The 13,128-nt window shown below is 48.5% G+C and carries 11 protein-coding genes, 1 tRNA gene and 1 pseudogene; 12 read left to right on the top strand and 1 reads right to left on the bottom strand.

Annotated features, from left to right (window positions below; translation table 11 throughout):
• Positions 1–319: 319 nt before the first annotated feature.
• From G7083_RS10090 to gloA, 10 genes and pseudogenes are all read left to right on the top strand, one after another.
• A tRNA-Asn gene (locus G7083_RS10090) sits at positions 320–395 on the top strand.
• 386 nt (positions 396–781) lie between these two features.
• Positions 782–2,665, top strand: coding sequence for a methyl-accepting chemotaxis protein (locus tag G7083_RS10085; protein WP_166014650.1), 1,884 nt, complete (start codon positions 782–784; stop codon positions 2,663–2,665).
• A gap of 244 nt (positions 2,666–2,909) precedes the next feature.
• A complete protein-coding gene (rsxA, locus tag G7083_RS10080; RefSeq protein ID WP_166014649.1) occupies positions 2,910–3,491 on the top strand; it encodes an electron transport complex subunit RsxA in 582 nt (193 codons plus the stop codon).
• Positions 3,491–4,078 (top strand): electron transport complex subunit RsxB, encoded by a 588-nt coding sequence (gene rsxB / locus G7083_RS10075; RefSeq protein WP_166014648.1) that lies wholly within the window; start codon positions 3,491–3,493, stop codon positions 4,076–4,078. Before rsxA ends, rsxB begins: the two co-directional genes overlap by 1 nt.
• 8 nt (positions 4,079–4,086) lie before the next feature.
• A complete protein-coding gene (gene rsxC, locus G7083_RS10070; protein WP_166014647.1) occupies positions 4,087–6,120 on the top strand; it encodes an electron transport complex subunit RsxC in 2,034 nt (677 codons plus the stop codon).
• A pseudogene (rsxD, locus tag G7083_RS10065) lies at positions 6,120–7,165 on the top strand (electron transport complex subunit RsxD). Before rsxC ends, rsxD begins: the two are co-directional and overlap by 1 nt.
• Positions 7,166–7,176: 11 nt before the next feature.
• Positions 7,177–7,803: an electron transport complex subunit RsxG gene (gene rsxG, locus G7083_RS10060; RefSeq protein WP_166014646.1), complete on the top strand. Its 627-nt coding sequence runs from the start codon at positions 7,177–7,179 to the stop codon at positions 7,801–7,803.
• A 4-nt stretch (positions 7,804–7,807) separates the two neighbouring features.
• Positions 7,808–8,500 carry an electron transport complex subunit E gene (locus tag G7083_RS10055; protein ID WP_166014645.1) on the top strand — a complete coding sequence of 231 codons (693 nt, stop codon included), beginning with the start codon at positions 7,808–7,810 and terminating at the stop codon, positions 8,498–8,500.
• A gap of 24 nt (positions 8,501–8,524) precedes the next feature.
• The gene (gene nth, locus G7083_RS10050) at positions 8,525–9,166 is read left to right on the top strand and encodes an endonuclease III (RefSeq protein ID WP_166014644.1); all 642 of its coding nucleotides are present in this window, start codon (positions 8,525–8,527) and stop codon (positions 9,164–9,166) included.
• A gap of 151 nt (positions 9,167–9,317) precedes the next feature.
• Positions 9,318–9,734: a lactoylglutathione lyase gene (gene gloA, locus G7083_RS10045; protein WP_166014643.1), complete on the top strand. Its 417-nt coding sequence runs from the start codon at positions 9,318–9,320 to the stop codon at positions 9,732–9,734.
• A 44-nt stretch (positions 9,735–9,778) separates the two neighbouring features.
• On the opposite strand, the gene G7083_RS10040 is transcribed toward gloA, so the two are convergent.
• Positions 9,779–10,663: an OmpA family protein gene (locus G7083_RS10040; protein WP_166014642.1), complete on the bottom strand. Its 885-nt coding sequence runs from the start codon at positions 10,661–10,663 to the stop codon at positions 9,779–9,781.
• Positions 10,664–10,916: 253 nt separating this feature from the next.
• On the opposite strand from G7083_RS10040, the gene rnt reads away from it, so the two are divergent.
• Positions 10,917–11,591, top strand: a complete 675-nt coding sequence (rnt, locus tag G7083_RS10035; protein ID WP_166014641.1) for a ribonuclease T — start codon at positions 10,917–10,919, stop codon at positions 11,589–11,591.
• 118 nt (positions 11,592–11,709) lie between these two features.
• Positions 11,710–13,035, top strand: coding sequence for a Na+/H+ antiporter family protein (locus tag G7083_RS10030; protein WP_166014640.1), 1,326 nt, complete (start codon positions 11,710–11,712; stop codon positions 13,033–13,035).
• Positions 13,036–13,128 lie beyond the last annotated feature (93 nt).

Genomic DNA, 13,128 nt, shown 5'->3' with positions numbered 1-13,128 from the left:
CCTTATTGAGCCGAAAAGGCCAGATTTCATCACTCAGCCAGTCAAGAGTGACAAATTTCAAATAAACAATGAAAAATAAAGCGTTAAGCAAAAATAAAACACCATTCAAAACTAGCATTATGCACCCTCAATACCGGCATTAAAGGTTAATCAAGATCCATTCACATACTTATCCACAAATTTAGTGGATAAGTGAACCCAGCTCAATAGCGGTAAGGGATACACAAAAGTAAACCCCTCACTGCATAAAAATGTGTTTTTTGATGTGAAATGATTGACACCCATCGGCCCACTCGCTAACATCCGAAACGCAAATTATTCCTCCTTAGTTCAGTCGGTAGAACGGCGGACTGTTAATCCGTATGTCGCAGGTTCGAGCCCCGCAGGAGGAGCCAAATTCCATCAAAAAAGACGTCCTAGGACGTCTTTTTTGATCTCTAATCCTCTCGCTTAAAACGATCTCCATCGGATCACAGCCCCCAAGATGGCCATATAACCCACTATTTTTTGCGATTCTTTGAGCAAAATCATAGTGAAACAATTGCATCCGCGACTTTTTAAGAGCGATAATCACCCTCGTTTTTTGCTAGCCAAACTTTTTACTATTCAATTCAGTAAGCCATTCTGAACACATCAGAAATGGCATAAGCAGCAAGTGCATGCATGGCAACAAATCAACAGCGCTATGCTTATACATCATAACTACCACCATAATATTGCTGCTTTCAGTAGAAAGGGATCGCTGTTTAGATTCGCTTATCAGATAACCCCAAGGATATGTATGTTCAAAAACTTGTCATTGAAAAATAAATTAGCCATTTCAGCTAGCCTCGCGATTGTGCTCGGCGGCCTACTCGTTGAGGCCGTGTCCTTCAAAGCGGCTCTGACCCGCTTGGATGTGGAAGTTGAACAGCGCTTGCAAAGTGCGACCGCATCTTACAACCAATATGTGACAGATTGGTTAATCTCCAAAGAGCGGGCTCTAACTGCGCTGAGCGCAGAAGTGAAACCAGAAGCTATCGTGACTCACCTCAAGCAGGTCAAGCATTCGGGATCATTCGATAATGTGTTTTTGGCCTATCCGGATGGCAGTCAACAAAATGCCAACGGTGTGGTTCTTCCTGCGGGTAATAATGACCCTCGCCAGTGGGGATGGTATATCAATGCCAAAGCGAATCCCCAAGCCGTGTTTATGGATAACCCGACCGTTGCGGCAGCAACTGGGGCCAATGTGGTATCACTTGGTAAGATGATCAGACTGCACGGCCAAGATTTAGTCCTCGGCAGTGATGTGGAAATTACCGATATCATTAATAGTATGAAACAGGTCATCTTACCTGGCTCGGGATATATGTTTATTGCCAATCAGCAAGGCAATATTTTTACTCATACCAACACCCAATTACTGAATAAAAATGTCGCCGAGTTGGGCTTACGTTTCAATGATATTCAAACCGCACAACGCTTAGGCCAATACATTAACAGTGATGTGAATGGGCAAGAGAGTGTGCTGTTTGCCAGCGCGATTGCCGGCACCCAATTAATCAGTGTGATTGTGATTGATAAAGATTCTTTGGTTGCGCCACTATTTTCTGCCCTGTGGGGACAATTGCTAGTCACACTGATTGTGGTGGTGATTTGTACTGTACTGTTTAATTTACTGTGTAATATGTTATTCCTGCCACTGAATAATGTCTCACGAGCGCTGGAACAAATTGCCAATGGTAGCGGTGATCTAACCCAACGGATCAAGGTTGAAAATAACGATGAAGTAGGCAAATTAGCCAACAGCTTCAATACCTTTGTCGCCAGTTTACAACAATTAATTGCCCATGTTCGTAACCAATCTGAGCAGTTAACCGCACAATCAGAACACAGTGCGCAACGCTCGAATCTCTCCGTGTCAGAGCTCGGCTTACAGCAGCAAGAAGTGACTATGGTCGCCACCGCGGTCACCGAAATGGCCAGCGCCACCCAAGAGATTGCCTATAATGCTGAGCAAACGGCGCAAGCGGCGCAAAATTCGACCAACAGCACTGAGCATGGACGGACCTTAGTACTCAATACCAAAGCCTCAATTCATAATTTAGCGCAAGAGATCAACCAAGCGAATGAGGTGATTTCCGCACTGAATCAGTACGCTCAAGAAATCAATACGGTGTTGGCGACTATTCAAGGTATTGCTGAGCAAACCAATTTACTGGCTCTCAATGCGGCGATTGAAGCGGCTCGTGCTGGTGAACAAGGTCGTGGTTTTGCGGTAGTAGCCGACGAAGTTCGCGTGTTATCACAGCGTACCCATACTTCAACTGAAGAGATCAAAGCCACCATCGATACCTTGCAGGAAACCACCAAACGTGCCGTTAGCCTGATGCAAACCAGCTCTAGCTTAGCGGCGAATTCGGTTGATGATGCGGATAAAGCCACCAATGCGTTAGAGGAAATTAATGCCGCCGTCGAGGTGATCAGCAATATGGCGACCCAAATTGCCACCGCAGCGGAAGAACAAACCCATGTCACTCAAGAGATCACCCAAAACATCACCGCGATCAAAGATGTGACTGAGCAACTGGTCGATGGCGCACAAGATAGCCTCAGCCAATCGAATCAGCTCAAGCAACAAGCCGATGATCTGCGCACCAAAGTCGCCACCTTTAAGGTATAACCGAGCGCGACCTCTCACCCACCGCAGTGGCTAACGCCGCAAACTAATCCAAACGGGTCTCAGCTAATGAGGCCCATTTTTTATTGAAGAATCAACCAAAACTGACTTTTTAGCGGGATGGCGCAACAAAATGCAGTTATTGCATATAATTTATTCAACTCTCTAAAACCTTAACTTTCCTTGGTTGTTATTGCGTTAGCAAAGCAGGATAATGCCGAGATCGGAAGCAAAAATTGATATAACTATGACCGAATATATTTTGTTGTTAATCGGCACTGTGCTGGTTAACAACTTTGTACTGGTAAAGTTTTTGGGATTATGCCCTTTTATGGGCGTATCGAAAAAACTGGAAACCGCGATTGGCATGGGGCTAGCAACCACTTTTGTGTTAACCCTCGCCTCCGTTTGCGCTTATCTGATGGAAAGCTATGTACTGCGTCCACTCGGGATTGAATATCTGCGCACCATGAGTTTTATTCTAGTGATCGCAGTCGTAGTACAGTTCACTGAGATGGTCGTGCATAAAACCAGTCCAACCCTTTATCGCTTGCTGGGGATTTTCTTACCGCTGATCACCACCAACTGCGCAGTATTAGGGGTGGCACTGCTCAACATCAATCAAAATCATAACTTCGTTCAATCGATCATTTACGGCTTTGGTGCGGCAGTCGGCTTCTCACTGGTATTGATTTTATTTGCTGCGATGCGCGAACGGATCCAAGTGGCTGATGTGCCAACGCCTTTTAAAGGTGCGTCGATTGCCATGATCACCGCAGGTTTAATGTCGTTAGCCTTTATGGGCTTTACCGGTTTGGTGAAACTGTAATGAGTGCCGTCATCATCGCGATTCTTGTTCTGGCCGGATTAGCCGCACTGTTTGGGGCAATTCTCGGTTTTGCTTCAATCCGTTTCAAAGTCGAAGCCGACCCGATAGTGGAACAAATTGACGCTCTGTTGCCGCAAACTCAATGTGGCCAATGTGGCTATCCCGGATGTCGGCCGTATGCCGAGGCCATCGCCAATGGCGATATCATCACTAAGTGCCCTCCCGGCGGCCAAGCCACGATAGAAAAACTCGCGGATTTGATGGGTGTTGAAGTACAAGACTCCGCCCACGATCTGGATAACAAAGTCAAAATGGTCGCCTTTATCCATGAAGATATGTGTATCGGCTGCACCAAATGTATTCAAGCCTGTCCGGTCGATGCCATCATCGGCGGCACCAAAGCAGTACATACCGTAATTAAAAACGAGTGTACGGGTTGCGATCTGTGTGTCGCGCCCTGCCCAACCGACTGTATTGAAATGATCCCACGAGCAACCACACCAGAAACTTGGAAGTGGCAACTTAACGCCATCCCTGTACGCAACGTGACCGCTACTGCGCCTAGTGCGCCGCAACGGATGAATTAAGGATGGTTATGCTGTCATTAATCGAACAAATTAAATCCGGTAAACTTTGGGATTTTCCCGGAGGCATCCATCCGATTGAAAATAAACATCAATCTACTCATCAACCGCTCACCAATGCCACTATTGCGGCACAATTGATACTGCCGCTCAAACAACATATTGGTCAAGCGGGCGATCTATTGGTCAAGGTCGGTGAACGTGTGCTCAAAGGCCAGCGCCTGACACAAGCGAGCTCTGACTTGATGCTGCCGATCCATGCTCCTACCTCGGGAGTGATCAGCGCGATTGAGCCACGTACGGTGGCACACCCTTCCGGCTTGAGTGAGCTATGTATCGTGCTGACGCCGGATCAGCAAGATGAGTGGCTAACGTTACAACCACAACCAGACTACCAGCAGTTGTCTCTAGACACCTTGCTCGGCCTGATCAGCCAAGCAGGTATCTCAGGCATGGGCGGAGCGGGTTTTCCCACCGCTAACAAACTGCAAACCGGACTATCGCGCACGGAAATATTACTGATTAACGCTGCAGAGTGTGAGCCTTATATCACCGCAGATGATGCGTTAATGCGCCAATATGCCGCTGAAATTGTGCAAGGAATTGACATTGTTGAGCACATTTTACAGCCGAAACTGACCATTATCGGGATTGAAGATAACAAACCGCAAGCGATCGCCGCATTGCAGCAAGCCGCACAACATAAACCGCTGGTGATCCGCGTCATCCCCACCAAATACCCGTCCGGTGGTGAGAAGCAGTTGATCAAAATCCTCACCAATTTGGAGGTGCCACAAGGCGGCATTCCGGCTGATATTGGCCTGATGGTGCAAAACGTTGGCACACTACAGGCAATTGCGCGGGCCATTTTGCATGGTGAACCGCTGATCCGCCGCGTCGTGACCCTCACCGGAGAGTGTTTCCGCACACCACGTAATGTATGGGCACTGCTCGGCACACCTGTACAAGCCTTACTGGATGAATTTGGTTACCAAGCTGACCGCAAACAGCCGCGCCTGATCATGGGTGGCCCGATGATGGGTTTTACCCTCGCGCATGCTCAAGTGCCAATCACCAAAATTGCCAACTGTATTTTGGCTCCCAAACGTCATGAGTTAACCGGCAGTGAACAGGAAATGGCCTGTATTCGCTGCGGTCAATGTGCCCAGGCCTGTCCGGTGTCATTACTACCTCAACAGTTGCATTGGCATGCCAAAGCGCAAGAGTTCGACAAATGTACCGAGCTGCACCTTAAAGATTGTATTGAGTGTGGGGCTTGTGCCTATGTCTGCCCTAGTGAAATTCCACTGGTACACTATTATCGTCAAGCCAAAGCTGAAATTCGCACCCGCAGTTTAGAAGCCGAAGCCGCCGAACGGGCGAAAGCGCGCTTTGAAGAGAAAAAAGCACGCATCGAACGCGAGAAAGCTGAACGCGAAAATCGCTTTCAACAAGCCGCCCAAGAACGGCGTAAAGAGCTGCAGCAACAAGGTGGAGCAGATGCAATTGCCGCGGCGATTGAACGCGTTAAAGCCCAAAAAGCTCAGCTTGAACCAACCGAAAGTAGCGTAAAACCGGCGATTGCGGCAGCAATTGCCCGCGCCAAAGCCAAACAGGCAGAAGCCGCGCAAAATGGAGCTAGCGAGCCAGACAACTGTGAAATGGCCACGTTACGTGAAGAACGTAAACGCCAAGCCCGTGAGCGCAAGGCCGAAAAGAGCGAAGTCACACACACACAGCACACAACAATGGTAACGCCAACCCCGGTCGAAGCTCCATCGGCAGGCGCTGCACCAAGCGTTGAACCCGTTGATGCTAAAAAAGCCGCAGTGGCTGCAGCGATTGCGCGGGCCAAAGCACGTAAAGCGGAGCCGAACACCGACGTGTCCGCACCAGAGGCAAACCAACCGCCATCAACCAGCGCTGCACCAACCGTTGAGCCAACTGACCCTAAAAAAGCCGCTGTAGCCGCAGCGATTGCACGGGCTAAAGCACGTAAAGCGGCGACACCATCAACCGATCCAAACGCTGAGGAAAATAACTAGTGGCCTTTTTTATTGCTAGCTCGCCGCACTTACGCCGCAAACGTAAAACAGCCGATGTGATGCGCTGGGTATTGCTGTGCGCGGTACCGGGTTTGATTGCGCAAAGTTATTTTTTTGGTTACGGCACGCTGATCCAATTACTGCTAGCGATCTCGGTCGCTGTGATACTGGAAGCTGGCGTGATGCTGCTGCGCAAACGCTCACCAATCTCCGCTCTGCGTGATTACAGCGCGATTGTCACCGCTTGGTTATTAGCGGTCGCCATTCCGCCATTGTCACCTTGGTGGCTGGTGGTGATCGGTTTGATCTTTGCGATTGTGATTGCCAAACAACTTTACGGTGGATTGGGGCAGAACCCGTTTAATCCGGCGATGATCGCTTACGTGGTACTGCTGATCTCATTTCCTGTGCAAATGACCAGTTGGATGGCACCCACTCCACTGACCGTCGAGCCAAGCTCACTGCACGACGCAATCTCTTTGATTTTCAATGGCTTTAATAGCGATGGTTTGTCACTACAGCAAATTCGTACCGGGATTGATGGGGTAACAACCGCCACCCCATTAGACGCCATCAAGACCTCACTCAAAGCGGGACACTCGATGAGCGAAACCTTAGCTCAATCTCAATTTAGTGGCCTAGCTGGAATTGGTTGGGAGTGGGTTAATCTTGCCTATCTGATCGGTGGCCTAATGCTGCTCAAATTACGCATCATCCGCTGGCATATTCCGCTGGCGATGTTAACAGGCTTAATGGTTACTTCACTGCTGGCGCAGTTTTTAGCACCAACAACTACCGCCTCGCCGATCGTGCATCTATTATCTGGGGCGACCATGCTTGGTGCATTTTTCATTGCAACCGATCCGGTCAGCGCCAGCACCACCGATAAGGGGCGCTTAATTTATGGTTTCTTTATCGGAGCTATGGTGTTTATCATTCGCAGTTGGGGGGATTTCCTGATGGCGTTGCCTTTTCAGTGCTACTCGCCAACTTATGTGTACCACTGATTGATTACTACACCAAACCGAGAACTTACGGACACTAAGAGCGCGATTTATGCTGACAGCAATTCGAAACCATGGCTTAACCCTCGCGGTGTTTGCCTGTATTGCCACCGGTTTGGTGGCGCTGACTTATACTTTGACCGCCGAGCGAATCCATCAGCAACAGCAACAACAGTTGTTACAAGTGCTCAATCAGGTGATCCCGTACCACTATTACGATAACGCATTGGTGCAAGCCTGCACTTTGGTCAACGATACTGCACTCGGTACCCAGCAAACCATGCACGCCTATTTGGCTAAGCGCAATGGGCAGCCCAGCGCAATCGCAATTGAAACCATCGCGCCCGATGGCTATAACGGCGATATCAAACTGATCATTGGCATTGCCGATAATGGTTCTGTACTGGGTGTGCGGGTACTGGCTCATCACGAAACCCCTGGGTTAGGCGATAAAATTGATTTACGGATCAGCAATTGGATATTAGGTTTTAATGGCCAACGAGTCAGCAGTGAAAATCAAGATGAGTGGCAAGTGCGTAAAGATGGCGGACAGTTTGATCAGTTTACCGGCGCGACGATTACCCCACGAGCTGTGGTACAAGCAGTGAAAAAAGCGGTAATCTATGTCAATCAACATCAACAGCAGCTGCATAGCCAGCTCAATCCTTGTGAGGCTTAATGACATGAGTGATAACAAAATGCTGATGTTAAATGGCATGTGGAATAACAACCCTGCCTTAGTTCAATTGCTGGGTTTATGCCCACTTTTAGCGGTCTCTTCAACACTAACTAATGCGCTCGGTTTGGGTATCGCTACCTTAGTGGTATTAGTGGCTTCCAATGTCGTGATCTCATTAATCCGCGACTACGTACCCAAAGATGTACGTATTCCCGTCTTCGTGATGATCATCGCGGCACTGGTCACTTGTGTGCAGTTGCTGATGAATGCATTCGCTTACGGTCTGTATCTCTCACTTGGTATTTTTATCGCGCTGATTGTGACCAACTGCATCATCATCGGCCGTGCTGAAGCCTTTGCCTCTAAAAATGCGGTACTGCCCGCCGCCTTAGATGGTTTATGGATGGGACTTGGCATGACCTCAGTGCTGGTCGTGCTCGGTTCACTGCGTGAAATTATCGGCAATGGAACTCTGTTTGATGGCGCTGACCTGCTGCTCGGCGAGTGGGCTAGCGTTCTACGCATTGAAGTGTTTCATTTCGAAAGCAAATTTTTGCTAGCGCTACTGCCTCCCGGTGCCTTTATTGGGGTAGGCTTTTTGATTGCAGCGAAAAGTGTCATCGATAAACAGCTTGCAACCCACCAACCCAAGCCAACCACACCAACCATTGAGCGGGCTCGAGTCACCAATTCGTAACCATCAAGGAAGCTTATCTGTCGTATGAATAACGCCAAACGGATTGAAATATTACAGCGCCTACAAGCGAATAACCCGAAGCCAGAGACGGAATTAAACTGGAGCTCACCTTTTGAGTTGTTGATTGCGGTACTCCTCTCCGCGCAAGCGACCGACGTCAGTGTCAACAAAGCCACCGATAAACTGTATGCGGTGGCCAATACACCACAAGCGATATTCGATCTCGGCGTTGCTGGCCTAAAAAGCTACATCAAGACCATCGGCTTATTTAATACTAAAGCTGAAAATGTGATCAAAACTTGCCAGATTTTGCTGGAGCAGCATCAAGGCCAAGTGCCAGAAGATCGCGCTGCACTAGAAGCACTACCAGGCGTTGGACGCAAAACTGCCAATGTGGTACTCAATACCGCCTTTGGTTGGCCGACCATTGCGGTCGATACTCATATTTTCCGCGTCGCGAACCGTACTCAATTTGCCGTGGGGAAAAATGTCGATCAAGTCGAGCAGAAACTGCTTAAAGTGGTACCAACGGAATTTAAACTCGATGTGCACCACTGGTTGATTTTGCATGGCCGCTACACCTGTATTGCCCGCAAACCCCGTTGTGGTAGCTGTATTATTGAAGATCTGTGTGAGTTCAAAGACAAGATTTACCCAGACAGCTAATCATCGAGCAGACCAATCAACTAACACAAATTAACTAACACAAATGAACCAAAACGAATTCACTCACAACGATGCCCATACCACTGAGACCCACACCACTTAGAGTGGCCAGTCGGTAGGGATCATGACTTATTAAAAGCAAGGAGCCTTTATGTCGAACCATCGTATTTTGCACACCATGCTACGCGTCGGTAATTTAGATCAATCGATCGAGTTTTATACCCAAGTGATGGGCATGAATCTGCTGCGCAAAAATGACAACCCCGAGTACCAATATACGCTGGCCTTTTTAGGCTACGGCGATGAATCACAAGGCGCGGTGATTGAACTGACCTACAACTGGGGTGTCACTGAATATGACAAAGGCAACGCCTATGGTCATATCGCGATTGGTGCCGATGATATTTATGCCACTTGTGATGCGATCAAAGCCGCTGGTGGAGTGGTGACCCGTGAACCGGGGCCAGTGAAAGGCGGCACCACGCAGATTGCGTTTGTAAAAGACCCTGATGGTTACCTGATTGAATTAATTCAAAACAAACAAGCCAATGCTGGGTTAGTCGGTTAAGTCGTCATTCTCCTAATCCCCCAAGCTTTCAGGTGTGAGTCTGCTCACACCTGAGTACGACCAAACGAGATCACCACGCGGCGGTTTTTATCCTTACCGATTGGTGAGGCATTATCCGCAATCGGCCGACGTCGGCCATACCCTTGCACTTGAATACGATCTTCCGGCAAACCAATCGATTGAAAGTATTCGCGTAACACTTGCGCCCGCTGCTCAGACAAATTTTGGCTGTGGCTGTTACTCTCACTCGAATCGGTATAGGTCGACACGAGCACTAAATCAATATCTTGGTTGTAGCGTATATATTCGGCAATTTGTGCTAAACGCTTTTGCGAGGCTTTATTCAGCTCAACGCTATTCCCTTGATCGTAATGCAAAATCGTAAATGAAATATCTTCAAAACTGTACGGCAGCAACTTAGCAATACAATCACTAAATTGGTTGTAAGAGGGTTGAAACAGCACGGCTGAAAGTGCCACTTCAATCCGCTGATCTCGGCTTTGCCAATCCTGATAACTGAAAGTGGGATAACGACCTTTTTCTAATTCACTGAGCAGGGACCACGCCGTCTGACCACCAATATAACCATCAAACTGTTTAAAAAATTGCAAGTTCGTGATGCGATCCGCCGCTTCACCAGGACGCCAGATCGGTGGCAGCGACACCAAACTGACATTGCGTGTCTCCCCCATAGGACGACGCATTTTCAACTCAAAATCGAGATTGATTTGCTTACTCGCGCGCGAAGAAAATTCGGCATTGCCATAATTAGGGATCGGGTGTACCAAGCGGCACTCCAACGGAGTATCGGCCACCATTTGCCAACTTGACTGCTGCGGTGTCGCCGCATAACGCACCTCTAACGCCAACGCAACTGGCGCAGCTAACGTGCCTAAGGCAAACACACTTGTGATAACCCATTTATTCATAAATACTTTTTCTCACCACTACTCGCGGATGCTCAGGCGATAATTTGCCACCTGTGAAACTCTGAACGATTAGATGCAAAAATCTAGCCAGAAGATCCACTCCCATAGCGTGCAACACGACCATTCACTCGACACACGAGACTCTATCCTCTTCACATTGCTCAATTAATTAGCGCAAATAAAGACCGCTAGGTTTTGCTCCTGCGCAGAATCTGCAATAATGCTCCTCTTATTAGCCCCAATTAGAACCCGCATGACTGATAAAAATGACGCGCTGACCCTAAAAAAACGCTTTCGTGGCTATTTTCCGGTAGTTATCGATGTAGAAACCGCAGGATTCAACGCGCAAACCGATGCACTGTTAGAAATTTGTGCGGTCACTTTGAGTATGGATCACAATGGCGACTTGCACCCAGCGAGTACCATCCATTTTCATGTTGAGCCGTTTGCAGGCGCGAATATTGAAAAAGCCGCACTGGAATTTACTGGCATTTATGACCCTTTTAGCCCACTGCGTGGAGCCGTCAGTGAAGAACATGCGTTAAAAGAGATTTATAAGCTGGTGCGCAAAGAGCAAAAGGCGGCCAATTGTAGTCGCGCGATCATTGTGGCCCACAACGCCAATTTTGATCATAGTTTTGTGATGGCCGCCAGCGAACGCGGCAAATTGAAACGAGTCCCTTTCCATCCCTTTGCCACCTTTGATACGGCAACACTGAGCGGCCTTGCCTTTGGTCAAACCGTGTTGGCCAAAGCATGTGCGACGGCAGGGTTGGAGTTTGACAATCGTGAAGCGCATTCAGCGCTGTACGATACCCAAAAAACCGCAGAGCTGTTCTGCACCATTGTCAACCAGTGGAAGGCATTAGGTGGCTGGCCACTGGCCACTGATAATGAGGACAATAACAATGATGCCGAGTTAGCTTGAAGCGCACAATCATCGATGGTTAACCTCAATCGATAGCTCACTTCAACCGATAAGGCAAAACCCTGTGTACTTGCAAGATCAGGTCAGCAGGGGAAACACAACATCTCGAGAAAAAAATATGAATCCAGTAGTCATTTCCGTCTGTGTCATGCTGCTGCTAGCCCTGATGCGAGTAAACGTCGTGGTTGCCTTGACGTTCAGCGCAATAGTTGGTGGTTTAGTTGCAGGTATGAGTCTCAATGAAACTGTGGCCGCTTTTGAAAGCGGTTTGGGTGGTGGTGCGACGATCGCCCTCAGTTACGCTATGCTTGGTACTTTTGCGGTAGCGATTTCTAAATCTGGCATCACTGATCTGTTGGCGCAGAGCGTGATCCGGCGTATTCATGGTCAAGAAAACCATATCGCTTCAACTGGCTTAAAATACGTTGTGCTGATCTCACTGCTGCTGATGGCAATGGCATCGCAAAACGTGATCCCAGTCCATATCGCATTTATTCCGATTTTGATCCCACCACTACTGAGTGTGTTTGCCAAACTCAAACTCGACCGCCGCATAGTGGCCTGTGTACTCACTTTTGGTTTGATCACCCCTTACATGGTACTGCCGGTCGGTTTTGGTGGCATTTTCCTCAATAACATTCTGCTCAAAAATCTGCATGATAACGGGCTAGAAACGATCACCGCGAGCCAAGTTCCGACCGCGATGCTGCTGCCCGCCACTGGCATGATCTGCGGTCTGCTGATCGCCGTATTATTCAGCTATCGCAAGCCGCGCGAATACAAAACCAGTGAACTGACTGTAGCGCAATCTACCACCAGCACAATCAATCGTAAGCATATCGCAATTGCTGGCGTAGGCATTGTGGTGGCACTTGCCGTGCAATTAACCACAGGCTCAATGATTATCGGTGCGCTGGCTGGCTTTATGGTGTTTATTTTTGGTGGCGTGATTGCTTGGAAACAGACTCATGATGTATTCACCAAAGGCGTGCACATGATGGCGATGATTGGCTTTATCATGATTTCAGCCGCTGGTTTTGCTGCGGTAATGAAAGCCACTGGCGGAGTAGAAACACTGGTCACTTCCCTTTCGACCAGTATTGGCGATAACAAAGCGCTCGCGGCGTTATTGATGTTGGTCGTTGGCTTGCTGGTGACGATGGGGATTGGCTCATCATTCTCGACCATTCCGATCATTGCCACCATTTATGTGCCGTTGTGCCTCTCTTTTGGCTTTTCACCGATGGCAACCGTCGCGCTGATTGGTACCGCGGCTGCGTTAGGCGATGCAGGCTCACCCGCTTCAGATTCAACCTTAGGCCCAACTTCTGGCCTTAATGCTGATGGACAACATGAGCATGTGTGGGAAACTGTGGTCCCGACCTTTATCCACTATAACCTGCCACTGATCATCTTTGGTTGGATTGCGGCATTGGTGCTGTAACTCGCCCCTTGTCATTCTGCACATCAAAGCAAAAAGGCTTCCCTCGGGAAGCCTTTTTATCATCAAGCCGTTAATCATCGAATGGTTGGTGAT

It is taken from the genome of Vibrio sp. HDW18 (genome assembly GCF_011306175.1).
Lineage (GTDB): Bacteria > Pseudomonadota > Gammaproteobacteria > Enterobacterales > Vibrionaceae > Vibrio > Vibrio chanodichtyis.
Note: the sequence above shows the minus strand (reverse complement) of the source record. Positions and strands in the feature narration are given on the sequence as shown.